The sequence below is a fragment of the Campylobacter concisus genome, assembly GCF_003048675.2.
Taxonomy (GTDB): Bacteria; Campylobacterota; Campylobacteria; order Campylobacterales; family Campylobacteraceae; genus Campylobacter_A; species Campylobacter_A concisus_F.
The window spans coordinates 1,631,145-1,656,834 of the sequence record NZ_CP060707.1 but is presented as its reverse complement, the minus strand read 5'-3'; the positions used below and the strand labels follow the sequence as shown (position 1 = coordinate 1,656,834).

The 25,690-nt window shown below is 36.4% G+C and carries 24 protein-coding genes and 1 pseudogene; 11 read left to right on the top strand and 14 right to left on the bottom strand.

Annotated features, from left to right (window positions below; all coding sequences use genetic code 11):
* Positions 1-46: 46 nt before the first annotated feature.
* From CVT00_RS08275 to CVT00_RS08255, 5 genes are all read left to right on the top strand, one after another.
* Entirely contained in the window at positions 47-1,036 is a 990-nt protein-coding gene (locus tag CVT00_RS08275; RefSeq protein ID WP_107914748.1) for an argininosuccinate synthase domain-containing protein, read from the top strand.
* A 190-nt stretch (positions 1,037-1,226) separates the two neighbouring features.
* On the top strand, positions 1,227-2,804 hold the full coding sequence (locus CVT00_RS08270) for a retention module-containing protein (protein ID WP_107914746.1): 1,578 nt from the start codon (positions 1,227-1,229) through the stop codon (positions 2,802-2,804).
* Between the two features lie 209 nt (positions 2,805-3,013).
* The gene (locus CVT00_RS08265) at positions 3,014-5,155 is read left to right on the top strand and encodes a retention module-containing protein (RefSeq protein ID WP_107914744.1); all 2,142 of its coding nucleotides are present in this window, start codon (positions 3,014-3,016) and stop codon (positions 5,153-5,155) included.
* Between the two features lie 356 nt (positions 5,156-5,511).
* On the top strand, positions 5,512-7,446 hold the full coding sequence (locus CVT00_RS08260; protein ID WP_181000510.1) for a cache domain-containing protein: 1,935 nt from the start codon (positions 5,512-5,514) through the stop codon (positions 7,444-7,446).
* Complete coding sequence (locus CVT00_RS08255; protein WP_103558906.1) at positions 7,443-8,138, top strand: response regulator transcription factor; 696 nt, start codon at positions 7,443-7,445, stop codon at positions 8,136-8,138. Before CVT00_RS08260 ends, CVT00_RS08255 begins: the two co-directional genes overlap by 4 nt.
* Before the next feature lie 132 nt (positions 8,139-8,270).
* Here the strand turns inward: CVT00_RS08255 and CVT00_RS08250 are convergent, their stop codons facing one another.
* The 4 genes from CVT00_RS08250 to CVT00_RS08240 form a co-directional block, all read right to left on the bottom strand.
* On the bottom strand, positions 8,271-8,828 hold the full coding sequence (locus tag CVT00_RS08250; protein ID WP_103558905.1) for a hypothetical protein: 558 nt from the start codon (positions 8,826-8,828) through the stop codon (positions 8,271-8,273).
* Between the two features lie 3 nt (positions 8,829-8,831).
* Positions 8,832-10,790, bottom strand: coding sequence for a molybdopterin-dependent oxidoreductase (locus CVT00_RS10375; protein WP_258033532.1), 1,959 nt, complete (start codon positions 10,788-10,790; stop codon positions 8,832-8,834).
* A gap of 50 nt (positions 10,791-10,840) precedes the next feature.
* On the bottom strand, positions 10,841-11,329 hold the full coding sequence (locus tag CVT00_RS10370) for a molybdopterin-dependent oxidoreductase (RefSeq protein ID WP_258033526.1): 489 nt from the start codon (positions 11,327-11,329) through the stop codon (positions 10,841-10,843).
* A gap of 130 nt (positions 11,330-11,459) precedes the next feature.
* Positions 11,460-11,789, bottom strand: a complete 330-nt coding sequence (locus CVT00_RS08240; protein WP_258033531.1) for a molybdopterin dinucleotide binding domain-containing protein — start codon at positions 11,787-11,789, stop codon at positions 11,460-11,462.
* 951 nt (positions 11,790-12,740) lie between these two features.
* On the opposite strand from CVT00_RS08240, the gene CVT00_RS08235 reads away from it, so the two are divergent.
* The 5 genes from CVT00_RS08235 (at position 12,741) to CVT00_RS08215 (ending at position 17,469) form a co-directional block, all read left to right on the top strand.
* Entirely contained in the window at positions 12,741-14,522 is a 1,782-nt protein-coding gene (locus tag CVT00_RS08235; protein ID WP_107914742.1) for a site-specific integrase, read from the top strand.
* Between the two features lie 82 nt (positions 14,523-14,604).
* Entirely contained in the window at positions 14,605-14,856 is a 252-nt protein-coding gene (locus CVT00_RS08230) for a type II toxin-antitoxin system Phd/YefM family antitoxin (protein WP_009295321.1), read from the top strand.
* Positions 14,846-15,133 carry a type II toxin-antitoxin system RelE family toxin gene (locus CVT00_RS08225; protein WP_009295458.1) on the top strand — a complete coding sequence of 96 codons (288 nt, stop codon included), beginning with the start codon at positions 14,846-14,848 and terminating at the stop codon, positions 15,131-15,133. Before CVT00_RS08230 ends, CVT00_RS08225 begins: the two co-directional genes overlap by 11 nt.
* Positions 15,134-15,499: 366 nt before the next feature.
* A complete protein-coding gene (locus CVT00_RS08220; protein WP_107914740.1) occupies positions 15,500-15,841 on the top strand; it encodes a plasmid mobilization protein in 342 nt (113 codons plus the stop codon).
* Positions 15,842-15,876: 35 nt separating this feature from the next.
* A complete protein-coding gene (locus tag CVT00_RS08215; protein ID WP_009295460.1) occupies positions 15,877-17,469 on the top strand; it encodes a relaxase/mobilization nuclease domain-containing protein in 1,593 nt (530 codons plus the stop codon).
* A 667-nt stretch (positions 17,470-18,136) separates the two neighbouring features.
* On the opposite strand, the gene CVT00_RS08210 is transcribed toward CVT00_RS08215, so the two are convergent.
* From CVT00_RS08210 to CVT00_RS08185, 8 genes and pseudogenes are all read right to left on the bottom strand, one after another.
* Positions 18,137-18,310, bottom strand: a complete 174-nt coding sequence (locus CVT00_RS08210) for a transposon-encoded TnpW family protein (protein WP_009295461.1) — start codon at positions 18,308-18,310, stop codon at positions 18,137-18,139.
* A 62-nt stretch (positions 18,311-18,372) separates the two neighbouring features.
* Positions 18,373-18,669 (bottom strand): ATP-binding protein, encoded by a 297-nt coding sequence (locus CVT00_RS10535; RefSeq protein WP_107698022.1) that lies wholly within the window; start codon positions 18,667-18,669, stop codon positions 18,373-18,375.
* Entirely contained in the window at positions 18,670-19,029 is a 360-nt protein-coding gene (locus CVT00_RS10530) for a hypothetical protein (protein WP_223228625.1), read from the bottom strand.
* The gene (locus CVT00_RS10525) at positions 18,983-19,207 is read right to left on the bottom strand and encodes a hypothetical protein (protein WP_009295464.1); all 225 of its coding nucleotides are present in this window, start codon (positions 19,205-19,207) and stop codon (positions 18,983-18,985) included. The genes CVT00_RS10530 and CVT00_RS10525 overlap by 47 nt, the downstream gene beginning before the upstream one ends.
* Before the next feature lie 200 nt (positions 19,208-19,407).
* Positions 19,408-19,752, bottom strand: a complete 345-nt coding sequence (locus CVT00_RS10270) for a hypothetical protein (RefSeq protein ID WP_009295465.1) — start codon at positions 19,750-19,752, stop codon at positions 19,408-19,410.
* A 757-nt stretch (positions 19,753-20,509) separates the two neighbouring features.
* Positions 20,510-20,698 (bottom strand): annotated as a pseudogene (locus tag CVT00_RS10265) (DUF3847 domain-containing protein); the annotation flags it as partial.
* A 501-nt stretch (positions 20,699-21,199) separates the two neighbouring features.
* Positions 21,200-21,553, bottom strand: coding sequence for a cupin domain-containing protein (locus CVT00_RS08190; RefSeq protein WP_009295467.1), 354 nt, complete (start codon positions 21,551-21,553; stop codon positions 21,200-21,202).
* 77 nt (positions 21,554-21,630) lie between these two features.
* Positions 21,631-22,548 (bottom strand): type II restriction endonuclease, encoded by a 918-nt coding sequence (locus CVT00_RS08185; protein WP_107914738.1) that lies wholly within the window; start codon positions 22,546-22,548, stop codon positions 21,631-21,633.
* A gap of 102 nt (positions 22,549-22,650) precedes the next feature.
* Here CVT00_RS08185 and dcm point away from each other — a divergent pair, with 102 nt between their 5' ends.
* Positions 22,651-23,832 carry a DNA (cytosine-5-)-methyltransferase gene (gene dcm / locus CVT00_RS08180; RefSeq protein WP_009495138.1) on the top strand — a complete coding sequence of 394 codons (1,182 nt, stop codon included), beginning with the start codon at positions 22,651-22,653 and terminating at the stop codon, positions 23,830-23,832.
* Between the two features lie 2 nt (positions 23,833-23,834).
* Here dcm and CVT00_RS10520 read toward each other — a convergent pair whose 3' ends face one another.
* The gene (locus tag CVT00_RS10520) at positions 23,835-24,491 is read right to left on the bottom strand and encodes a DUF4368 domain-containing protein (RefSeq protein ID WP_009495137.1); all 657 of its coding nucleotides are present in this window, start codon (positions 24,489-24,491) and stop codon (positions 23,835-23,837) included.
* Between the two features lie 6 nt (positions 24,492-24,497).
* On the bottom strand, positions 24,498-25,682 hold the full coding sequence (locus CVT00_RS10515) for a recombinase family protein (RefSeq protein ID WP_021092745.1): 1,185 nt from the start codon (positions 25,680-25,682) through the stop codon (positions 24,498-24,500).
* Between the last annotated feature and the right edge of the window lie 8 nt (positions 25,683-25,690).

Below are 25,690 nucleotides of genomic sequence, written 5' to 3'. Positions count from 1 at the left end.
CTAGATTTAGTAAATTTAGGCTTTAAATTTTACTTTCAGGATAAAAATGAAGGCTTTAGCTTTGTTTAGCGGAGGGCTTGATAGCATGCTCTCTATGAAAATAATAAGCGATCAGGGTATCGAAGTGGTCGCACTTTATATGGATACTGGATTTGGCGTGGATGAGGAGAAGCACGAAGTTTTAAGGCGCCGTGCAGCCTTGGCTGGGGCTAGCCTAAAGGTGGTTGATATGAGAAATGAGTATCTTCGCGACGTGCTTTTTAGCCCAAAATACGGCTATGGCAAGCAGTTTAACCCTTGTATCGACTGCCACGGATATATGTTTAAAACCGCTCTTAATATGCTAAAAAGCGAAAATGCAAATTTTATAATCACAGGCGAAGTCGTAGGACAAAGGCCGATGAGCCAGCGCAGAGACGCACTTTTTCAGGTTAAGCGCCTAGCTGATGACGAGGATGATCTAGTGCTTCGTCCGATGTGCGCTAAGCTCTTGCCACCAACTAAGCCAGAGCGCGAGGGCTGGGTCGATAGAGAGAGGCTACTTGACATAAGCGGGCGTGATAGAAAGCCGCAACTTGCTTTGGCGAAGAAATTTGGCTTTGAGGACTTTGCAACGCCCGGAGGTGGGTGTTTGCTAACGATCGAGAGCTTTGCAGTAAAGATAAAAGACTACTTGAAATTTGACAAAGAGATGCGAGATATCGACGTTACGTGGCTAAAACTTGGTAGGCATCTGCGCCTGGTAGATGGCGCTAAAATGATAATAGGGCGTGATGAGAGCGACAATAACGCACTTTTGGCTCATCCAAATGATAAATTTGAGCAAGTGAAATTTAAAGAGAGCGACGACATCGTGGGAGCTGTTAGCTTCATAAGCAAAAACGCTAGTAAAGCTGACAAAGAGCTTGCTGCAAGGCTCGCGCTAGCTTACACAAAAGCTAGCAAAGATGTTGAATTTGAAGTTAGCATCGCTAATGAGAAATTTATCATCAAACCTGAAGATAAAAAGCTAGCGCAAGAGTTTTTTGTGAAGTAAATCCAAATTTGCAAAGAAATTTGCTCTAAATTTCTTTGCAATATCTAAAATTTTATAACTATTTCAAACCCCCATAAAATCTAAATTTACAAAATTCCCAGTCATAAATATGTCACAACTGTACCAAAGTACAATGGTTTGATTTTAATAAAACCGTTAAATTTAGGAAAAAATTTAAAAAGGGAGATGCATGTCAAAGGAAATAGGCGTAGTAAAAAATGTAACGCAAGGAAGCGTAAAAGCTGTAAGTCTAACAGGCGAAAGCAGAGAATTAAAAGTAGGTGACATAGTATATCAAGGAGAAAAGATAGTCACTGAATCAACTGACGCAAAAGTAGTAATAGCAAAAGCAGATGGAAAAGAGATAAGCCTAATAGGTAAAGACTCAATAAATTTAGACCAAAGCGTTAGTGAAAATTCTCAAACAACAGCAGATATCACTTCACTTCAAAAAGCAATACTTGGCGGCCAAGACCTTAACGCTTTAGAAGAGACTGCAGCTGGCGGAAACCAAGCCGGTGGAAACGCTGGAGGTGACGGAGTAAGTCTTGGTGCTGCTAGCTTTGCACAAGGTGGTCACTACTCAAATATAAGTGCGAATTTTTCTAACCTTTCATCTCAAGCAAGCGCAAATGCCCCAGCTGTTTCAAACGTAGGTGGCGGACAGGCTATCACTCTTGATACTCTTGCAGTTGCTATTAATGAGATATATCCAACTAGCAATGTTCCAACTCCAACAATTACAACAATAATAGATGGCAAGTATGGTGGCAAGTGGAATGCTGATGTAATAGGTGATCTATCAAATGATAATAGACCATTTATTAAAGGAACAGCAGAGGCTGGATCAATAGTTGAAATCTATGACAATGGCACTAAGATAGATGAAACAAGAGCCTATGATGATGGCACTTGGGAATATGTAGTGCAAAATGACCTTCCTGATGGAAAGCACACTATCACAACTGTGGCTGTTGTAGATGGCGAGAGAAGCCTTAGCAGCAAAGGGGCTGAGGTTACTATTGATGCAACTAAGCCAACAGTAGAGTGGACAGATTTACCACATAACATTATAAGAAAAAATGTAATTTCTATGAGCGATAGTGATCCTGAGCCGTCAATGAGTGGTAAGACTGAGCCAAATTCTGAAGTGAAAGTAACAATAGGCTCAATAGACGATAGTGGAACTCATACAGTTTTTGAAGGTAAGGTAAAAGCTGATGCTAGTGGTAACTTCACAATAGATAAAACTACTATGGGTGATGGCTTCCCAGAACACTTTGTGCCTGGCGAATACTCTTTCACAACACAGGTGTTTGATCCCGCTAGTAATTCAAGTTTTACAAATTTACCTAAAAACTATACACCAAAAAATGGTGCATTCTCAATAGAGCGTATCTATGATGATGATTTTAGCGACCTAACACTACAAGGTGATTATGGCCCTATTTACAGAGCACATGATGCTGATAGAACTCCAACATTTGAGGGCACAGCAGAGGCAAATTCTGAGATAACATTAGTTGTTAAACACCATGGATATGATTTTATGGAGGATAAGAGAACTCCAGTTGAAATACAAGATGTTTTAACAACAAGAGCTGATGAGAATGGTAGATGGAGCGTAGAGGCAAATGTTGATTATAAAGACTCTGCACTTGATTATCATACAGTAGAGGCAAAATCTACTACAACATCAGGCGAAGTGTTTGAGCTTACCCCAACTACATTCTTTATGCCAACAACTGCACCTGAAGATCACCTATAGTCAATTATGCGAAGAGTTTTTCTCTTCGCTATTTCTTCTTATTTATAAAATTTATTATTTACTATTAAATTTTTATAACCACCCAATCCCCAAAAATTCTAAATTCACAAAATTTTCAGTCATAAATATGTCACACTTGTACTGAAGTACAATAGCCATGTTTTATCAAAATCACTAAATTTAAGAAAAAATTTAAAAAAGGGAGACACATGTCAAAGGAAATAGGTGTAGTAAAAAATGTAACGCAAGGAAGCGTAAAAGCTGTAAGCCCAACAGGCGAAAGCAGAGAATTAAAAGTAGGTGACATAGTATATCAAGGTGAAAAGATAGTCACTGAATCAACTGACGCAAAAGTAGTAATAGCAAAAGCAGATGGAAAAGAGATAAGCCTAATAGGTAAAGACTCAATAAATTTAGACCAAAGCGTTAGTGAAAATTCTCAAACAACAGCTGATATAAATTCACTTCAAAAATCAATTTTAGGCGGTCAAGACCTTAACGCTTTAGAAGAGACTGCAGCTGGCGGAAACCAAGCAGGTGGAAACGCTGGAGGTGACGGAGTAAGTCTTGGTGCTGCTAGCTTTGCACAGGGTGGTCACTACTCAAATATAAGTGCGAATTTTAACAACCTTGGCGACCTAGGTGCCTCGTTTGAAGCTCCGGTTAGCTCAGTCGGCGGCGGACAAGGTGAAAATTTAGGTGACGGCGCGGCTGCTGATAACGTAGTGCCACAACCACCATTGCCACCACAGCCAAATGGCATAATCAAAATCCCACTCTCAGCTCACAAGGGAGAGGACCCAGCGGCTGAGCTGATACCGGCATTTACGACAAAGATACCTAGCGGATATAGCGTACAAAAGCAAGGTGATGGCAGAAGCTACCTAGTGCCTGATGATGGTGTGAATGAATTTACATATAACAATGGCTGGTACGTGAGCAACGACGGCCAGCTAGCTATCGGCCAAGATGAGGCCAAAAAGCTAGCAGTGACTAGCAACGCAAACGAGGGCAACTACCCAGATGATGGCACTGTTGCAAAGATAGTAGCTCCAAATGCACAGCTAAACGTTTTTGGCTCAGATTTTAAAGATAATATAGTTGTAGATAACACGCAGATAAATAACGTCTACGGCGGTGTTGGTGCTGATAAAATTTCAGGTATAAATTCTGCAAAGCTTAGCAACATCTCTGGTGGCTCTGGCAATGACGTGGTTGATTTGAACAAAACTACGATCACTGGCATAGTTGTGGGCAACGATGGCGACGATACTATAAATGTAGATAATGGCTCAAAAGTTGCTAAAAGCGTATATGGCAATGACGGAAAAGACACTATAACGATAGATAATAGCTCTGTTGTTAGTAAGTATGTATTTGGTAACGCTGGCGAAGATACGATAGTAGTTCAAGGCGGTGCTAGAGTAGACGAATGGGTGCTTGGCGATACAAAGACTAAAAATGATATGCATGAAAAACAAGTAAAGCCAAATTTAGATATAACGGATAACGGCGCTGGTAATGACACCATAATAATAAGTGGTACAGGAACTAGTGTGAAAAATATAGGTGGTGGAAACGACGATGATACTATCACAGTAGAAAAAGGCGCGCATGTTGAACTCATCCAAGCAGACGAGGGAGACGATATCATAACTGTAACTGGCGCTGGCACATTCACAAGCGCAGTAAACGGCAGAGGTGGCAAAGATACTATCTTAGTTAGCGACCAAGCAACGGTTGAGGGCATAGTTGGTAGATGGGGCAATGACGACATAACAGTAACTGGCGCTGGCACTACCGTAACTGAATATGTACAGGGCAACGAAGACGCTGATACTATTAGAATTTTAGACGGAGCCACTGTAAATCAATATGTAAGCGGAGGTCGTGGCGAGGCGCCTAGCGTATATGGTGGCGCTCAAGACTCTGATAAAAACACAGTGATCATCAAAAATGCCACAGTAAAAGGTGACGTAGAGGGCAGCACTAGTGGCGGTGATAGTAAGATCGAAATTTCAGGCTCTACTATAAATGGTAAAGTAGTTGGCTCTAACGACGGTACAAAAGTTAGCAAACTTACCATAGAAGACGGCTCTGTGGACTTTAGTAAGGTTGAGAAAATAACAAGCCTTGAGCTTGGCGGAGCTGATAAAAATTTAAATATCACGCTAACTAAAGATGATATCTTTAGAAACAATGAGCTTAAGATAGATGGCGAAGAAGGCGATAAAGTAACATTACAAGGTGGCTTTAGAGAGGCTGGCTCGCATGATGGCTACAAAACATACACGGTAACAGGCTCTACGATAAGCGTAGATATCAAAGAGGATGTTGTTGTAACTCTATAATAAATTTGGTCTAAAAGGGAAACCTTTTGGACCGAAATGCTTTTTTCGTATATAAATTTGTTAAATTTTTACAGGAATGCAGCTTAAATTTTTAGTAAAATTTAAAAAATCCTCAAACGAAATTTGATTCATCCCGAATTGACTCCAAAAATATTGCCAGCTTTTTGCTCTCTCGCTTATAGCTTTATACTTAAATATCTCAATGTATGCCTTAAATCAAGTAATGCTAAATATCACAGAACATGTCAAATTTAACAAATTTTGGTCGCCACTGTGCACTTTTATCTTTAAAATTCTATAATTCCAAGATGAAATTCAAGAGAAATTATTTTTATATTTTATTGGTTGCTGTTGCTGTGGGATATTTTTATCTAGTTTTTACAAACTATGATGAGAACAAACAACAAACATACAACTCTGCCGTTTCAAGCCAGATAAAAACAGTGCAAAAATACAAAGCAATAATAAACGAGCGCATCGAACAACAAAAGCGACTGCTTGAGGAGACCGCTAAATTTATAGAGACAAAAGACTATATAAAAGACTATGCTACGATAAAAGGAGTGCTTAGCATTGTTGCTAGAACGGGTAGCTTTTTAGCAGTCTATGCCGGCTATCCTGATAGCTACAGATTTGTCGCAAGCAACGATATAGAGCCGCAATATAATTTCTCAGACCGCCCTTGGTTTGTCGCGGCAAAAGAGAGTATGACAACAAGCTTTACCGAGCCATATATCGACCGCCAGCTTGGCATCTACGTCATCTCTGTCTCAACGCCACTTTTAAAAAATGGTAAATTTATAGGTGTTTTGACGGCTGACCTTGACTTTGAAATTTTTCAAAAAGAGCTTGCCACACTCTTTCCGCTTGCAAATGGCTCAGCGTTTTTAATGGTAGATGGCAAAAATATCCTCGATCAAACAGAGCAAATTTTAGACTTTTCAGGCGCTCAAACCAAAGAGATATTGCAAAAAATTTCAGTTAAAAAACAAGGAAATGAGAAAATTCTTATCAAAAATAAGCCTTATATTTTTGTATATGATACGCTCGCAAATAGCAAATGGATGCTAGTTAGCGTGCTTGATGAGGGTATGATTTACAGGCAAATCGACAAAAAAGCGCTAAAAGATCTTGGTATTTTTTTGGCATTGGCATTTTTTGGCATTTGTGCCTTTGCTACTCTTTATGTGGCGCAGCGAAAATTTTATAAAAACAAGCATCTTTTAAATCTTTTTGCAAAAAACCCAATAGGTGGGCTTGTCATCACAGATAAAGCTGGCAATATCGCCTTTATCAACAAAGAATTCGAGAAAATTTTTGGCCTAAAATTTAAGGCAAATATCGGTAAAAATTTAAAAGAACTCTCTAGTATTTTTTGCTCGAATAAAACCACACAGAGTATATTTACGCAAATCAGCAGCAACCCAACCAAGAGCTTTAGCCTGACTTCAAAAAAGGGCGAGCTGTTTTATAAAACAGAGTTTTTGCCACTGCTTGACAAGCAAGGCGTATTTGAGGGTGTTTTTATCATGTCGCACGATATCACGCATGAGGTGAGTTTGGAGCAAAATAGGCAAAAACAAGAGCAAATTTTACTGCAAAACTCCAAAATGGCAGCACTTGGCGAGATGATAGGCGTGATCTCACATCAATATAAACAACCCCTAAATACGCTTTTGCTTCTTGCAAGCGATACTCATGAGCTGTTAAGCGGCAAAAATGGCGATAAAATGGCACTAAAAAACATTGAAAATATACGTATGAACGTTGAGCTTATGAATGAGACTATCGATGTTTTTAGGGATTTTTACAAAGAGGATTTTTGTGAGAAAGAATTTGACCTAACCAACGTGCTAGATGATGTTTTATACATTTGCCGACCGCAGCTTCAAGTAAAAAATATCGAGTTACGCTTTACATACGACGAAGGCTCTTATAAGATCAAAAGCTATGCAAACTACATAAAACACGTGCTTATGAACCTTATCACAAATGCAAAAGATGAGCTGGTAAAAAAGGCAAAAAATAGAGAAAATTTCTCTCCTTATGTGGCTATAAATTTAAGCCAAGATGAGAGCAAATTTATTATTACTATCGAAGATAATGCAAATGGTGTAGATAGTGAGCTTTTAGATAAAATTTTTGAACCGTTTTTTACAACAAAAGGCGACGATGGCACCGGTATGGGACTTTATCTTTGCAAGCTTATTTTTGAGAAAAAACTACGTGGTGACATAAGGCTTGCAAATGCTAAAAATCCGACAAAATTTGAAATAGAGCTATTAAAATGAATGAAATTTTTAAAGAGTTAGCACACTTAAATGTGCTTTTGGTTGAGGACGACACGCAGTTGCAAGGAGTTTTAGCTGGACTTCTTGCGCCATATGTAAGCCAAATTTATAAGGCGCAAAACGGGCAAGAAGGCTTAGAGTGCTTTAGCAAAAACGACATTGATATTATCATCACTGATATTAATATGACCCATATGAGCGGAACGTCGATGGCAAAACGAGTTAGAGAGCTTGATGCGCGTGTGCCTATCATTTTTATTACAGCCTATGATACCGATGAAAATTTACAAAACTCACTAAACATACAAAATTCAAATCTGCTTAAAAAGCCATTTGATAAACAGCAACTTTTAATCATGATATTAATGGCTACAAAAAATGGTTCAAATGCTAATAAGCGATTAAATTTAGGTCGTGGCTTTAGCTATGATACGCAAGATAGGTTGCTTTATAATGAGAATAAAAATATCGTTTTAACTAGAACTGAGCAGCGACTTTTGCATATCCTAGCGATAAATAAAGAGCGAGTCGTATCGTTTGAGATGATAGAAAATTTCACGTGGAGTGGCAAAGTAGCGTCATTTGAAACTATGCGAAACTACATAAATAAACTGCGTAATAAAACCTATGCGCAGCTTATCAAAAACGTTCAAGGGCTTGGTTACAAGCTCTCTCTTGATGATGAAGCTTGATAGTAAATTTAAGTCTAAAAAGCAATTCTGTGATTTGATTTAAAAGTTGCTGAAAATTTCGACCTAAGCCCGGAGATATAGTCCATCAAAGGCCGAAATTTTCTATTTTATAGAAATAAAGCACAAATAAAGTTATTCTATTGGGGCTTTACTTTGTAAAAATCTAGTCAAAGTTTGCGTTTCTGTCTCATTAAGTCCAGCGTTGCCGATCATAGTTTTTATAACACTTGGCCAAACATTTACGTTAAACTCATCATATCCGTGTAGTGCATGGCACGCCCCACATCGCTCTTTAAACAACTCTTCGCCAGGCTTATAAACCTCGTCTAAATTTGGCTTTAAGGCCTTTTTTTCGACCACTCCCTTCACACTAACTTTGATCCATTCATTGTCATAGTCGTCTTTTTGGACGCCATTTTTCTTGAAATTTTTATCGTTTTTAACACTTATATCGCTCTCTAGGACGCCCAGTCTAGCATAAGCTGTATTACCCTCGCCAGGCACAAAGCCGCTATATTCGACTTCGGCGAAATTGCCGCTATCTTTTAATACATTGACTTTTGCGCCCACGAAAAGCTGACCGATCTCTTTGCCGCCAACCTTATCTAAAATTTTAGCTGGCGTACCGACATAGGCATCGTTAGCAAAAAGCGCAGCACTAAGCCCTAAAAACATAACTATTTTTTTCACTTCTTATCCTTTTTTTGCAAATTTTGGCTGAGAAAAGACCTCTAGATTTGGCAATTCACCCTCAAATTTCTCGATTTGCACGAGTGCAGTTGCTTGATTTCCCATAGCAAGGCTTGAGGTTGGTTCGTTTGGTATTAGGACGTTTACGTTTCCGTGTCTGCAAAGTCCGTTTTTATCTGGATCCCACCAGCTACCCTCTTGCATTCTAACAACGCCTTGTTTTACGTTTTTAGTTACGATAACTCCTGCTAAAGTTTGACCGCGATCGTTGAAAATTCTTACCACATCGCCGTTTTCAAGACCTCTAGCTTTTGCATCGTCTGGATGCATCCATACAGGCTCTCTGCCTTGAACTTCTTCAAGGTTTCTAAGCCATGTGTTGTTTAGTTGGCTGTGAAGGCGATATTTTGGGTGTGGGGTTACTAAATTTAATGGATATTTTTTTGTTTTTTCCACGTCTCCTAGCCACTCCATCGGCTCCATCCAAGTTGGGTGCGCCTTGCAGTCATCATAAGCTGCTTTTGCGATCTTTTTAGACAAAATTTCAAACTTGCCAGATGGCGTTCCTAGGCGGTTGATGATAGGATTTTTTCTATACTCAGCCATAGTTACGTATTCGTGGGCGTGAGGCGGGACTTTAAACTCAACATAACCTTTCGCCCAAAACTCATCAAAACTTGGCATGCCTAGTTTTGCATCATCGCCCTTTTTCTTTGAGGCATTATAAAACTGCTTGATCCAGTCCATTTCACTCTTGCCCTCACTAAATGCCATATACTCTTTATCGCCAAATTCTTTTAAAATGCCGCAGTAAATTTGGTAGTCGTTTTTAGCTTGCTCGTATGGCTCAGCGATCTTATGCATAGCTATAATAAATTTGTTTGTATGAGATTTTGTGATGTCGTCTCTCTCTTGCTCAGTGGTAGCCGGCAAAACTATGTCAGCCATGCGAGCCGAAGCCGTCCAGAAGCAATCTTGCACGATAAACGTATCAAGCTTTTCAAATGTTTTTGCCATTAAATTTGTATCTGGTGCATGGTGGAACGGATTGCCGCCAGCCCAGTATGCCATTTTTATAGTTGGGTAGGTGATCTTTTTACAGTTAAAATCAACCTCTTTGCCAGGATTGTTTATACAATCAAGTATTCTTGAAACAGGAATAGCGACATTACTGCGGTTTTTCCACTCGCCCTCAGTTGATGGTACGATGCCGATAGCTCCTAGTCCAGGGAAAGCTGTAGATGTCGTAGCAGAGCCGCTTGCAAGTGCAAGTGCGCTGCCGTTTGGCGCAGCTGGGCTTGGGCAACCGCCGTCAGAGTAGTGGTAACCAAAGCCATATCCGCCACCAGGCAAGCCGATCTGTCCAATAAACGCAGCAAGAGTTATCATCATCCAGTGAAACTGCTCACCGTGATGTGCGCGCTGTGGTCCCCAGCCACCCATTAGCATAGTTCGTTTTGAGCCAAAAATTTTAGCTAAATTTCCAATCTCTACCTCGCTCACTCCACAAATTTTTGCCGCCCAAGCAGCATTTTTTACAACTTTATCCTCGCTCTCGCCTTTTAGATAAGCGATAAATTGCTCTGAGCCGCTTGTATATTTTTTTAGAAATTTCTCATCAGCCACGCCAGCGTTCATCATCTCGTAACATATCGCCATCATCATGGCAACGTCGGTTGTTGGATTGACGAAAAAGTGCTCTGAATTTAGATAGTTTGCAGTGTTGTTATAAACTGGATCGATTGTAATGACTTTGATGCCACGCTTTTTCATCTGCTCTTTTAACTTACGAAAATAAATGTAGCTCTCGTGATCTGGCACTCCCCATGCGATCTGGTTTGTATTGATCGGGTCAGCTCCCCATATGACGACAACTTCGGTGTTTTTAAGTATCACTGGCCACGCAGTAACAAGAGAGTTGCCCTCGTCAGAGCCTGCAATGTGTGGCGTGATCGCACTGATAGCATGCTGCGAATAGTTTAGCGTACGAGTAGTGTAGCCGCCAATGATATTTAGATACGGCCAAGAAGCGTTTGCGGATTGTTAATGCTACCAACGCTATACCAACCATAGCTACCGCCATAGATCGCGCTGCCGCCATATTCTTTATTAACGCGTTTTAGTTCGTCGGCTACTAGTTTAAAAGCCTGCTCCCAGCTTATCTCGACCCACTCGTCCTTACCGCGCATTGATTTATCGCTTTGATAGCCTTTTTCTAGGTATCCTTTACGCACGCTTGGACGCGCGATACGAGTTTGATCGTAGGTTCTAGCAACCACGCCTTGAGTTAAGCTAACTGGGTAAAAGTCGATCTCGCTAGCATCTAATGCACCTTCGAATTTACCGTTTTTAACTAGCCCTTTGATAGCACCAAAATGACTTGCGCTCATCTTTGCAGGCGTGTCGCTCATTAGGTTGTCGCTTATGAGACTTGTTGCGTTTAAGCTACTTGCTCCAGCGGCTGTAGCTGCTGGAGCTTTTAAAAAATCTCGTCTTTGCATCTTTTCTCCTTGCATAAAATTTTATGATTAGTTTAAAATATAAATGTAATTTTAAATAAAAAGCATAATAAAAGTATAATTTAAAAAAAATTTGTAAAAAAGTGTCCGAAAGACTCAGACACTACATGTTTTATGTGTTAGGTTTTGAAAATACCTTTACTTTTGGGGCATTGCCTGTAAATTTCTCTATATTTACAAGAGCCGTATGAGATATATTGCCTTGTGCAAGCTTTGATGTGCCCTTATCGATAGTTAGGATGTTTACATCGCCATGAACGCACATAGATCCTATCTCGCCAGGATTTTGTGGATCATACCACGCACCCTCTGCTACGCAAACTACATCTTTTCTGACATCATCTGTTACGACAGCGCCACATAAAATTTTGCCACGTTTTGATGAAACAACGACTAGATCACCATTTTCAATGCCTTTTTGTTTAGCATTTTCTGGATTTATCAGAACTGGCTCACGCTACTTCAAGCCCAAAAAATAAGGCTTTGGATACAGCAAAACATAAATGCCGCAACTAAGTTTTTAAGTTGTTTTGTTTGCTTATCATTATTCTTCTTTGTGATGTAGTTTAATAAAGAATTTTAATAAAAAAGTATAATAATTTAAAAGAATAAATTACTTTGTATTTTTAAGACAATACATTTTTTATATTTTTTGATACATAAAACATCTGCTTTTCTAGTCGCTTTTTATATTGATTTTATTACAATCCGCGGAGGAGTTCTGACGATAGTTCGGGCAAAAACTACCCTAAAGCTTTTATTCTACTAACTTCTTAAAAATTATCCAAAATCTGTGAAAGTATAAGATTTGAGCCCTTAAATTGTGAAATTCTTTGTTTAAAAATTGGCCAGCATAATTCTTTAAGTAGCAAACAAAACTATTGGATTGCTTGCATATAGTAAAAAGATTTTTATTCTTTACTGTTTTCATTATTTATGAAGCAGGAGTACGACATGATTTTAAACTTTTTGAGATAGTGTTCCACTCTTAAAGGAAATTTTAAAGAAAGGGAAAGAACAAAAGCATTACTGCTAGTGCCTAAAATAGGGTGTTATGGTGTCACGGGGGAGACTTGAACTCCCGACCTCCGGCTTATGAGGATTTTTTATATGAGCTCCTGAAAGCCTGAAATACGCACTTTAGACGATTTTTACTTAGTAGTTACATAAAACTGTTCCATTTTTGACCGGTTGGCTATTAAATATGGGACAACACTTAAGGGAGCGAAACGGTATATATTACTACCGAGCCACACTTGCTCCAAGCATTAGAAAATTTTTTAACGAAAAGCGAGAAATTTGCTTCTCCACATCCACTAATCTCTTGGAAAAAGCCAGAAAAAGGGCTAAAATTCTAGACAACAATCTTTACTTGATAAAAAGGGCGGTTCACATGAATCTTGGTGATAGCATAATCCAATCTTTTGTAAATTCGTTTATGAAAGTAAAGCTTAGTAAGAGCATCAAAGAGCACTCTCTTCTTAATAAGAAGATGGATGTAGAATTTCTAAATGCGCTCAATGACTACTTTAAACAAAGTTTGATAGATGGCGGTCTGCCTCAAATTTTAATTAAGGATATAAGTAATATCACTAACACTGCTGGCGCTCTTGGTAGCAAGAATAAAGAGAACATAGGGCAAACTCTTTTAGAGAAAAACATACTAACACTTAACTATCTTGTATCAAAGCTTGAGAAGAGCAGTGTGCTCTTTGATGACAAGCGTGAGCACTGTTTCCTTGAAGATGATTCTAGTGATAACTTAGCCAAACATGCCAAACCTAGTTCGTTTGACGCTAAGGACATAGCTTCATTCCAAGAAAATATAAAAGAGCTTGAAGATAGCGGTTGTTTGCCTATTACGGATGGACAGCTTAAGGCTATGGCTCAGAGGATTAGCGAAACGGTTTATGCCATACTAGATCAAAAGTATGGCTCAACTTCAAATTTAAAGCTAGTAAGAACAAAGAATAGCCATAGAAGCATGGAAGATATCATATTGGATCCAAATCCACCAAAAAATATCAAGATAAAATTAGATGACGATAGTAGCTTTAGTATTTTTAATCCTAGCGCCCAAGTAACACAAGAGTATGAGATCAGGCAAGCATTGCAAGTGGCATCTGGCTCTAGCAATCAATTCTCAGCTTTAAATTTAGAAGATCAAAAGAGCTTAAAGGATGCATTCGAGATATTTGAGACAAACACTAAAAGAGCTGACAAGTGGTCGCCAGATACGCAAAGACTAGTTACTGGCGTAAAAAAGCTCTTATTTTTATACTTTAACGAAGATACGCCAGTTTATAGGATCACAAGAGATAACTTGCTTGAATTTAGAGATCTTCTTTATAAAATTCCAACTAAGCTAGCTCAAAAGAGCAGGTATAAAGATAAAAGTTTATCTCAGATACTTAAGCTAGGAGAAAATGACGATAAACTCTCTGAGCCTACTATCCAAAAATATATGATAAGGGTTATTCAGTTTTTTAACTACTGCTTTGATAGCGGCTATATAAGTAAAAGCATAACTGCAAAAATGAATGTCAAGATAGACATAGACCCTAGCGAAAGGGCAGTGCTTCCATACGAAGCATCAGAAGCTAGAAAGATCTTTGAGATAGTAACTAGTATCAAACAAAGTTGTAAATCACCAAGTTCAAGGATAGAGGCTAGTGAGCTCTACTACGTCACAATGATAGCTGCTTATAGTGGCATGAGGATAAAAGAGATCACACAGCTTCATAAGGAAGATATAGCTTTAAAAGATGGGATTTACTGCTTTAACATAAACACAAATGATGGTAAAACCACCAAGACCAAAAACAGCATTAGGTTTGTGCCTATTCATAGTAAGCTCATAGATCTAGGTCTGCTAGAATATGTTAATAGCAAGAAAAGCGGAAATATATTTAAGGTAAGCAATAAGGACTTCTCTGAAATTTTTAGAAGCCAGATCCAAAGAAAGTTTATAGACAAAGACTCTAAAAAGACCTTCTACTCTTTTAGGCACTACTTTATAGACTATCTAGTGCAACGCGAGGTAGAAGCTAACCTTATAGCCCAGATAGTAGGACATGAAAAGCAGTATAAAATTTTACTAAACACTTATGCCAAGCCTATTAATGCAAACACACTAAAGGCTAAAGTAGAGATGGTATCGTATGATAATGAGTAGGGATAAATTTCAAAGCATAAACTTTTAAGACTATCTTTATATCTTATTTAGTATTATTTTAGGTATTAAATAAAGGATAAAAATGCAAACTATACAAGCAAATTTTACAGCTAGCATAAGTGAGCTAAAAAAGTCTCCAGCTCAAATTTTAAAACAAGCTGGAGATAATGTCGTAGCTATACTAAACCACAATGTCCCTAGCGCATATCTAGTACCAAGTGCTGTCTATGAAAAAATGGCAGAGATAATAGAAGAGTATCATCTAAGTAAAGCAGTAGATGCTGCTCTAGCAAGTGGTGAAAAACCAGTAAAAGTAAGCTTAGATGAGCTATGAGTTAGAGTTCTTACCAGGCGCTTTAAAAGAGTGGCAAAAGCTAGACAATAGCATAAAAGTGCAGTTTAAAAAGAAGCTAAGTGAGCGTCTAGAAAACCCAAAGGTTGCCAAGGACAAGCTACGAGGCTACGAAGATGTCTATAAGATCAAGTTAAGAGATGTCGGCTACCGCTTGGCATATCAGGTAAAAGATAGTGAGATAGTAGTGTTAGTGCTAGTTGTCGGCAAAAGAGAGAACAACGAAGTATACGAGATGCTAAAGGATAAATTTAACTAAGCATAAAGCTAGACTTTAGTTATCTGTGATTTGCTAGTAACTAATTTTATGTTATTAGCTTGTCCTATCTAAAGTGCTCTTTTATGATGAGCATAACCCCTATATTTTTATTATTTTATTTTCTTAATTTCATACTAGACTAAATTTTTAAGAGAAAATCCAGAAGCTACAAAAATTATATTATATATTTCATAGTATTTTTAAAAAACACGCATTTTAGCGGCCTGAAGCCTACCGAATTCCTTGTTTTAGGCTGTGAAATTTTATAAAATAACCTTAAAAGATATTTAAAGAGCAAGTCTGACAAAAATTTTTATGGCATAGGATTTTTTGAGTGGCTTCTTCTTAGATTGGGAGTAAATTTACGTGAGTTCTGAAAAGATAAAAAAACGCAAGGTAACCAAAGTCATAACTAAAAGACTTAGGCTAAGTAATGCAGAATGGTTGGTGATTAATAATAAATTACAAGAAAGTGGCCTAACTTTCTCAAAATTTGCCATAAGAGCTATGTTGTCTAAGCAGATTTATGCACCAATTATAAGGGAACTTCTAATTGAGCTATCTAGACAAGGACAAAACATAAACCAAATAGCCACCAAATTAAATAGTGGGCAAAGCCTAGATAGAGTTGGTATTGAGATCATAGCCGACGATAATAAGATCTTACATAAAATTTATGAAATATTGGGTAAAAAATATGTTTCTTGATTCGCCTTGTATCAATACAAATAAAGGCACTAGTGATGCTAGTTAAATTTCTTCGTACTTATACTGGTGGTGGCCTTGGGAGCATAAATTATCTTTTAAATGAGAGAAAAGCTGCTGGAACAGCAAGAGTTATAAAAGGTGATGAAAATTTAACTAGAGCTATTATAAAAGGCATCACCTATAAACAAAAGACCTGTTTTGGTGTTTTATCATTTGAAGAGAGGCATGACTTTTTAACTGAAGAGCAAAAACTAAAAATTATTAAGGATTTTGAATATGCTCTTTTGGGTGAATATATGCTTGAACGTACAAATGTATTATGGGTAGAACACTCAGACAAGGATGGACGGCTTGAGTTAAATTTCCTTATCCCTAAGATAGATCTTGAAACAGACAGGTCATTTAATCCTTATTTTGCCAAATATGATCAAACGAGAATAGATCTAATCAAAAAGATCATTAACGATGAGTATGGACTATCAAGTCCAGATGATCCAGCAAAAGAGCAAACTATATTGTCTAGCAAGAAAAACATCAATCATTATAAAAATTTAGAAGAGCTAGACCAAAAGTTGCACGATCTGGTTAAGCAAGGCTATATTAAAAATAGAGACCACATGATTGAACTTCTTAAACAAAATGGTATCGAAATAACCAGGATCAACAAAAAAGGCATAACGATCATACTGCCTACTAAAAAAACAAAAAATCGTCTAAAAGGAGGAATATACGATGCAGACTTCACCAGTGCTCAAAGACTTGGAGAACTCAGCCAAAGCTCAAGCAGAAGAATTAGAGAATTCCATGATAGAAATACACAAGCAGAGTGCAGAGAAAATAGGCGAAAACTTGAGGAGCTTATTGCTAAAAGAGATAGATTTAATCAAGAAAGATATGTCGAAAGAACTTCAAAAAACAATATCCTTGCATCACAAGGACAGATCGGTGATAATCTCGCTATCAGCGGCTACCGCACTAATTTTGGGAATAGCAATTGGCTGGGTAGTGCACGCAATGATATTAAAGGAAGAAGTAGCTTGGACGATACCAAAACAATGGAGATACAGCCAACCTACTGCGGACAAGACCCAGAGGGAGTATTACATATCGATTCCAAAAGACAAAGAGATAATAGAGAACGAGAGCAGGAAATTTATATTAATGAAAATGGAGTAGAGGATGACAGCATTAGAGAAAGCATTGCTAGAAGAGAACGAGCGCTTGACGAAGACGATCGAAGACGAAAGGAGCAAGCACGAATTAGAAACAATGAATTTGCAACAAGACTGCGAGAAGAAGCTCGCGATATTACAGACAAATGTGACAGAGCTAACAAAGAAAGTCAAGAGCTTGAACAAAGATTGCAACGACGCCTTAACGGAATCTTTGCAGCAACAAAGAGATATGTACGAGAGTTCAATATCTTGCTTGGAAGAAAAATTAGAAAATTTAGAAGAAAAATTCCAAAATTTGAGAGAAGAATACGAGAGCTTACAGATAGAGCACAAGATGCTACAAGAATATGTAGAGAATTTATAGAGGAGCGTGAATACTCCCAAAAAGCCAGCATATATCACCATGTGGGTGATGTATGCAAGGAAAAAACTCAAAGTCTAGATATGTTTTAAACGTAGAGACTCTACTAAGTTTATTACATAATCATCTCATTTATTACTTCCAAACATTATTTGTTACGTTGCCATTTTAAAAATATACTAAAATATATTTTGTAGATCATAAAAAATAATTTAGTCTAATTATTTTTGTTCTTATGGCTGCCTTTAATCAACTTAAGCTTTTATTAAAAAAAGCCTATCTTGCATGGCCACTTTAATAAAGAAAATATTTTTTAAGCGTGGGTCAAGGGAGCGGCAAGCTATCCTTGCGAGCCTCTATGGAGATGCAAATGGTAACATTTTGTAGCTACATAGAGTATGCTCGCCCTAATATCTGAATTGAATTTTGGCGCATACTGGAATTAAATCAGTCCCACCAAAGAATGACTTAGTAAAAGTAAATTTTTGTAATTTTTGTGATTGGCATATTTGTCACTTGTTTATTTTGACTGATAAATTTGGATAGTCAATTATTTTATGGTTACTTTAATTAAAACTTAAAAAGCAAGAAGCTAGGAGGCAAACCACGAATGATATTAGCATCTTAAGCACCAATATAAATTCATACACTAAGCAACAGCACAAACAAGGCAGGTCTGCAAATTTTAGTGATATTTTTAACCAAAAGACCAAAGAAAAGATTAGCGAGCCAAACCTGTAACAACTTGTCAAGGACTTTCTAATCATTTTTATCATTTTTTTGATGTTTTTCACTCTCAATTTCTCTAAGCATTATGCGTTTCAATTTGTCTTGCATTGTTTCAGTAGTATTTTTATTAAAATGTACAACAACTTCATAGGTAGTTTTTCCAATCTTCTTTATTGTTTTTGTTTCTGTATTATTTTTTTGCATATCATCATTCCTTTTCTTGCAATTAAAAAGCGATTAGAATTTTTTTACTTTTCCAATCGCTCTCATTCATCTATTAAGTTTTGTGCTTTCTTCAGCTTTTCTTTGCTCTGTATTTTTCTTCTATCAAGTCCCGTTATCCTAAGAGGTAAACACATCTCGATTATCCTTGAATAAATCCTGCCAAGCATTATATCTTCCTGTTCTTTTTCTATATCTTTGAAATTAAGGTTAGTAGTTATAATGGTTGGTCTTGCCTTTAGGTATCTTGCATTGATTACATTGTAAATTTGCTCTAAGGCATATTCTGTATTTCTCTCTATTCCAAAATCATCAAGAATTAGTAGGGTAGGGCTTGTTATCTATTCGATATATTCGTTTCTATCAAGATTAAAGCCACCTTTTTGTAAGTCGTTTAATATCTGTGCAAAGTTCCTCATTTTTACTGTATGGCTATATTCTGTAATTATAGCGTTGGCAATAGCACAAGCTACATAGGTCTTGCTACTTCCTACATTTCCGTAAAGTAACAGTCCAACATTATCTTTTCTCATTTCTTCAAAATGTTTTACATAGTTCTTTGCTTTTTTGATGATTTCCTTATCTGTATCTTCATCGGCATTTTTAAAGGTGTAGGCTATTTGATTTTTGGATATAAAGCAGCTTTGTCTCAACCTATCTTGTTTTAACAGTTTTTTCTTGTTCAGCTCTATCTCTATCACATTTACAAGCCGTTCTGATAATCATAGGCTTATCCAACATCGGAATTACCTTACCGTCTATTCTTTCATTACAAATCTTGCAATAGATATGTCCGTCTTCTTCATAGTGAGTATCTTTGTTGTAGATAAAATCTGTCCCTTGAATTTTTGTAGTAATCATATTTTCTTTATCATTCATAATTTTAGTCTCCTTTTCTACATCAGGCTCTATAATGCGTTTTAAGGCTTATTTTTATCTTAACCATAGTCTGACACCTCTTTTATGATTAAACCCTTAAAAACACCTTTTATAGGCTGTCGCTGTCTTCATAGTTGGTTGAATAGGTTCTATGGCTTTTATTTTGATTATTTTTCTGTGATAGCTTTTCTTTATCCTGTTCATACCAATTCATACCAATTAAGGATTGTTACATAGTGGTCTTTGTAGTCTGTGCCTTTACTTTTGATATATCTTAATAGCTTTTCAGTCATTGTATCTGTATGACCTTTCAGCCTATCTTTTAGATTTTGGTATTTTTCATCGGTTAAATGAATATTTTGATACTCTCCATAAAGGGACACTGGGGCAACCTGTTCTATTCTCCTCTTATCTAATCTACCCTTAACTATACTATGCGGACAAACGGTTGACACTTGGTTGTCATTTGGTATACCAAGATTTTCAACCTTGATATATGCTCCATTTTCCGTTTGCGTTATACTTTGCTTTTCTTCAAGATACATCGTTTCTTTTCGTCTGTCATTTCTGATGTAGTTATTTATCTTCCAATAGGTAATGACTATAACCCCTCTTTAAAAGACAATTACAAAACCTTTTGTAATTAGAATTTTTAAGTCATCATCATTTGCCCTCATAGATAGATGAAAATACAGGCATTGGCTACTTAATGGCATATCCAAAAATAAGTCGCTATCCACTATCTTTATTGAAAACATCCTTTTATCTGCCATTTTTCTCTCCTATCTTTTGTTATGAAAATGTAGCAACAAATCGTTACTCCTTTTATCTTTTAAGGAAGTCGTGTTTCACTACCCCCTTTGATTAGTACTGTCTTTGATTTAGGTACACTCCCATTTTGGGAATGTGGCATTTGTCATCTTCTTATTTTTCTTTTGTTGTTTTAGATGTCGGTCTTAAAAATACTTTTGCTTTTCTATAAACTGAATGAGCGTTTTGAAACGGTACAATAGAAAAAGCCGACTTTTGTTGTTTCAGTATGTCGGCTTAATGTAAGCTATCTGTTTCAAATTTTTATTGTCAAGGGTGAGCGATAGTGAATGTGCTTTACCCTTGATGATAAAAAAGCGAATGAATTATATTCAGTTGTCTTTTGCCTTTAATACGGAAAAATGCTTCGGCTTTTTTCTTTGCTCCCCGCAAGGGTAAAAGCACCGCAGGTCGCAAGGACACCTAAAGGGTGTATAATTGCGCCCTTAGAAAATCTAAGGGAATTACAATTATACTATGTCCTTGCGTTTCTTAGTCTTTTTGAAATGCTCTTTGCAAAATAGCCTTTATTTCTTCATTACTTTTCTCGCTTGCTCCCTCAATTAAACTTTCTAAGATTGCTCCTCGCTCTATCAATCTATGGTTTCGCTTTTTTCTTTCTTCAAGGCTCGTTTGCTTTCTGATTTTCTTTTCCTGATTTTTAAGCTGAGATAGTTTCTTTTCATATTTTTTTTCTTCTTACTTGCTTTCAATCTTTTCTTTTACTTTTTCTAATTCTGTTTTTATTGTCCATAAATTTCATCTCCTTTCAAGTTTTTTTCATAAGAAAAGACGATAGATGTTTTACTTTCTATCGTCTTGAATCTGTATTATTCAGCTCGACAAACTGAAATTTGACTTACTTCTTGTATTTCTCAACGATTATGCCTGCTACAATACCTACAATAAATCCCGCCGTAGTAACAGCCGAAAACTTAAACTTACCCCAAAGAGAAGGAAGCGCAGAAATCGCAAGTGCATACCAAAACAGATTACTACTGAGCAACCAACCATATAAATAACTATGCTCACCAGTTGAAATATTAGTAAATAGCCAACCAATCAAGTTGCTCTCACCAATATATCACCAGATATACAGCTATGTATCCCAATGTTATATAAACATTTTTCTTTCTCAAGTATAATCACAATCCTTTGTCAAACGGGAATTTTATTTTCCTGTCACTCGTTTATAGGATCATAGTCGGAAGGGACAGGTGCTACTATACTTACAAAGATGATATCCTCATCTCCAGTATTTTTTGCTCCGTGGCAGGAGTCTTTCTTCGATACTATGACATGGCCTTTCTTGAATGGAACCTCTTCATTAGGCTGGGGGTAGAATATTCCCTCTCCCTGAAGGACGATCCATATATCGTCGGAATTGTGGTGATAGTGCTTTTGCAATGTCTGACCGGGTTTGATAACCCAGACCGATCCGCCTGTAGATTCTGTCTGATAAAACGGTGTTCTGACAGCCTTTTCCGGATCCTCTTTTTTTACAAGGTCCATGCAATAGATTCTCTGTTCGCTCATGATTATTTGCTCCTTTGTATTCCATAGTTTAATCGAAAAAATGCGATTTAATGATATACCGACAAATTCTAATTTGTCTACTTCTTTATGTTTTTTAATCTCTCATCATAATATTCTTCTACAAATTTATGATTTTGGTGTTTTTCAATTTGCTTAGTGATAAGCTCTATCATTTGCTCATTTTGTTCTACTGTGTAGTTGAAATTTTTCCAATGAGAAACATTGTCTAAACATATTTCAACCAACTTTTCAAAGGTTAATACCCTTTCATTATCGGAATAATATGTTTCTTTTATATTTTTTGTTGTTGTAACTTGTATATTAGCCTCATATAGAGTGTTCAATACATCAGAGCTAATAGAAGTATCAAGAGTTGCTAAAAACATTTCTCTTGCACCTGTTCTTCCCATTTCTTCAGGTACTTCTTGCCATCTTTCTCTTAATGTGGTTTTTGCACTAATTAAGACAGTATTTCTCTTATTTACAATGTATTCTAAAACACCCTGAGAAACTAAATCTACCAATTTACCAAGACCTTTATTGACAAACTCTTGTTTACCTATATTACCTTGACTGTCAAGTGAAATCCCTGCACCAATCAAAATGAGTTCTATAATACTTTCAAATTCTTTACCTGCTCTACTCCTCCTACTTTGAGTATTTGACAAAGTCAAAGCATATATATGTTCCGGAAATTCTTCCACAAACCAAGTAATTGCCTCTATTGGTGTAAGAGTTTTGATATACTCATCATCAACTAACTCTTTTAGCATTTTTGAAGTAAAGTCTTTTTCTAATGGCTGAAATTCACTCCAACAGCTATTTCTAAGTTTTTCAACAACTTCACTTGCATTACTTAAAAAGAATTCTTTAGGGACTTTGTCGTATCCTAATGTAATAAAATTATCATAAACTAAGTCATAAGGCTGTTTAAAGCCTTCTTTCCTTTTTTCTTTAACTAAGTTTTTATATTCATCAAGAGAAATATTTGCCATAACTCTTTTCCTTTCTTGAAAAATTTTCTTCTATATGGTACAATAGTGTCAAATAGAGGACAGTTAGTCCTTGAAATAACATATATAAAAAGGAGAATATATATGAATATTATACCACAAATCATAGATAATTCCCCTGCTATTTTAATAAAAAATAAGCGTATCAGATTACAAATGACTCAAAAAGAATTAGCTGATGCTGTTGGTATGTCCAAATTCGGAGATAGGACAATTCGCAGATGGGAAAATGGAGAAAGTCAGCCATCGTCCATTGAGCTGAAACATATTTTATCATTTCCTGAAAAAGTACCTTTCCCCAATAATGAAAATGCCCCCTATAAAATCATTGATTTATTTGCCGGAATTGGTGGTACAAGGCTTGGATTTTACCAAACAGGTAAAACAAATGTCGTATTCAGTAGTGAAATTGATAAATTTGCAGTAAAAACATATAAGGCAAATTTTGGTGAAACTCCTTTTGGAGATATTACAAAAATATCTGAAAAAGATATTCCTAATCATGATATTATTGTCGGTGGTTTTCCTTGTCAAGCATTTAGTCAAGCCGGTAAAAAGCTTGGTTTTGAAGATACTCGTGGAACATTATTTTTTGAAATTGCAAGAATTATTAAAGAGAAACGACCTAAGGCATTTCTTCTTGAAAATGTCAAAAACCTAAAATCTCACGATAAAGGTCGTACCTATAAAACAATAGAAAAAACATTAAAGGATTTAAACTACGATGTTCATTCTATTATACTTAAAGCAAAAGACTTCGGTGTTCCACAAAATAGAGAGCGTATTTACATTGTTGGATTTGATAAGGATAAAATAGATAACTATAAAGATTTTTCTTTTCCAATTCCTCCCTGCCCAGATGTTTCTGTGGGAAATATTTTAGAGCAAAATGTTGATACTAAATACACCATTTCAAATGCACTTTGGCAAGGTCATCAACGACGAAAGAAAGAACATAAAATAAAGGGAAATGGATTTGGTTACACATTGTTCAATGAAAACAGTCCTTATACAAATACATTATCTGCAAGATATTATAAAGACGGGAGTGAAATACTTATTGAGCAAAAAGGAAAAAATCCACGAAAACTAACACCTCGTGAAGCTGCAAGACTTCAAGGCTTCCCCGAAAACTATATCATTCCTGTAAGTGATACTCAAAGTTACAAACAGTTTGGTAATTCTGTTGCCGTTACTGTTATCCATGCAATTGCAAATAACATAATTGATATACTTGATACCTGTACTAAAAAAGAGATTGACTAACTTCAATCTCTTTTTTCTAACTTATTAACTTGTATACCTGCCCTTTTCAGAACCTTTAATTTTTCTTGTTTTCTCTGTTCTCTCCTTGCCTTATACCTTTCCTCATATTCCTGTTGTTTTCCATTTACTTTACGCTTTAAGTAGTTTTGATGAAGTCTATCTTTTCTTTCCTTGATTTTTCTCTCTTCTTCCTCAATTTTTAATCTTTCTTCTTCTTCTTCTTCAGTCAATTCTTCTTTTGGTGGCTCATAGTTACCGATAAAATTAAAATATATCTCTATTTTTTGCTTTGATGTTTGACTACCTTTTCTATTCCTTTCATGAACAATAATCTTTTCTACAAACTCATTTATCATTGTAGTTGTAAGTTCATCAAAATTTTCATATCGGCTTATTAGAGATATAAACTTTTTCGCCTTATCTGTTTCTTTTTCATATCTTGATATTGCAAACTCTAAGTCTTTAATTTCTTTGCTTAAAGCTATTTGCTCTGTTTCATATTGACTGTTAAGTATCTCATATCTATTACTTGGTATTTTTTCAAGTATCATATCTTCGTAAATACGGCACATCAATCGTTCAAGTTCCTGAAGCCTGTTTTTACTTTCCATTAATCTTATTTTTTTCTTTTCTATCTCTACTTTTTCCTTTTCTTCCATTTCATTTTAAATGGAACGGATAAAGGCTTCGTGATCTTCATCAAGATATTTTTTAATGTCTTTTAAGGTTTCCTGTATAAGGTTTAAGACTGCTTCCGCTTTTATCCTGTGAGTAGATGGACAAAGCGTTCCACAGGGTACTTTCGTGTAAGCACTGCAAGTGTAATAGGGAATATTTTTGTAATTACTTGTTCTATGAACATACATTTTACTGCCACAATCTGCATAATACATAAGCCCAGTTAAAGGGTGATATTCTCCCCAACCATCGGGATACCTTTTTACATTTCCTCTTATCCTTTGCACATTATCAAAGGTTTCTTGGTCTATAATTGCCTCGTGGGTATTTTCAAATATCAGCCAGTTTTCTTCAGATACATATTTGCTTTTCTTATCCTTGAAATGCTTTCTTGTTTTGAAGTTTACAGTATGACCTAAATATTCCTGTTTCTTTAAGATACTTACAATTGTAGAACTGCACCAGCGATAAGGATGTTCAAACACTTTGCTTTGATGTAGTCCATATCCTAATTTTTGCTGATGGTAAGCAGGTATATCTACTTTTTCACTTTCCAATATCTTTGCTATTCGATACGGACCATTGCCTTGCATGGTCAGATTGAATATTCTCCTTACTATCTCCGCTGCTTTTTCATCTACAATCCACTTATCTTTGTCTTTTTCATCTTTGATATATCCATAAGGTGGAGAGCTTGCCGTATGCTTTCCGCTTTCCCCCTTTGACCTGAATGTAGATTGTATTTTTCTTGAAGTATCTCTTGTATACCATTCATTCATAATATTTCTAAAAGGGGTAAAATCATCTTCTCTATAAAAGCTATCTACATTATCATTGATAGCAATGAGCCTAACTCCCTTTTGTCTTAAGATTTCCATACATTGACCGACTTTAAGATAGTCTCTGCCAAGTCTACTCATATCTTTTACGATTATACAACCTATTATATTACCTTGATTAACTCCGTTCATCATTGCCATAAAGCCCGGTCTATCAAACTGTGTTCCGCTTATTCCATCATCTGTAAAATGTATGATGTTGCTTAAATTATTTTTACCTGCATATTCTTCAAGGATTTTCTTTTGATTTACAATAGAATTGCTTTCTCCTTGAAGTTCATCATCACGACTTAATCTCTCATAGAGTGCTGTTATCTTTTCATAATTCCTCATTTTTACCC

Coding starts and splice junctions, on each gene's coding strand:
- CVT00_RS08275 (WP_107914748.1), top strand. CDS start 47: ATGAAGGCTTTAGCTTTGTTTAGCGGAGGGCTTGATAGCATGCTCTCT.
- CVT00_RS08270 (WP_107914746.1), top strand. CDS start 1,227: ATGTCAAAGGAAATAGGCGTAGTAAAAAATGTAACGCAAGGAAGCGTA.
- CVT00_RS08265 (WP_107914744.1), top strand. CDS start 3,014: ATGTCAAAGGAAATAGGTGTAGTAAAAAATGTAACGCAAGGAAGCGTA.
- CVT00_RS08255 (WP_103558906.1), top strand. CDS start 7,443: ATGAATGAAATTTTTAAAGAGTTAGCACACTTAAATGTGCTTTTGGTT.
- CVT00_RS10370 (WP_258033526.1), bottom strand. CDS start 11,329: ATGCAAAGACGAGATTTTTTAAAAGCTCCAGCAGCTACAGCCGCTGGA.
- CVT00_RS08235 (WP_107914742.1), top strand. CDS start 12,741: ATGAATCTTGGTGATAGCATAATCCAATCTTTTGTAAATTCGTTTATG.
- CVT00_RS08230 (WP_009295321.1), top strand. CDS start 14,605: ATGCAAACTATACAAGCAAATTTTACAGCTAGCATAAGTGAGCTAAAA.
- CVT00_RS08225 (WP_009295458.1), top strand. CDS start 14,846: ATGAGCTATGAGTTAGAGTTCTTACCAGGCGCTTTAAAAGAGTGGCAA.
- CVT00_RS08215 (WP_009295460.1), top strand. CDS start 15,877: ATGCTAGTTAAATTTCTTCGTACTTATACTGGTGGTGGCCTTGGGAGC.
- CVT00_RS08210 (WP_009295461.1), bottom strand. CDS start 18,310: ATGCAAAAAAATAATACAGAAACAAAAACAATAAAGAAGATTGGAAAA.
- CVT00_RS10525 (WP_009295464.1), bottom strand. CDS start 19,207: ATGAATGATAAAGAAAATATGATTACTACAAAAATTCAAGGGACAGAT.
- CVT00_RS10270 (WP_009295465.1), bottom strand. CDS start 19,752: ATGTATCTTGAAGAAAAGCAAAGTATAACGCAAACGGAAAATGGAGCA.
- CVT00_RS08190 (WP_009295467.1), bottom strand. CDS start 21,553: ATGAGCGAACAGAGAATCTATTGCATGGACCTTGTAAAAAAAGAGGAT.
- CVT00_RS08185 (WP_107914738.1), bottom strand. CDS start 22,548: ATGGCAAATATTTCTCTTGATGAATATAAAAACTTAGTTAAAGAAAAA.
- dcm (WP_009495138.1), top strand. CDS start 22,651: ATGAATATTATACCACAAATCATAGATAATTCCCCTGCTATTTTAATA.
- CVT00_RS10520 (WP_009495137.1), bottom strand. CDS start 24,491: ATGGAAGAAAAGGAAAAAGTAGAGATAGAAAAGAAAAAAATAAGATTA.
- CVT00_RS10515 (WP_021092745.1), bottom strand. CDS start 25,682: ATGAGGAATTATGAAAAGATAACAGCACTCTATGAGAGATTAAGTCGT.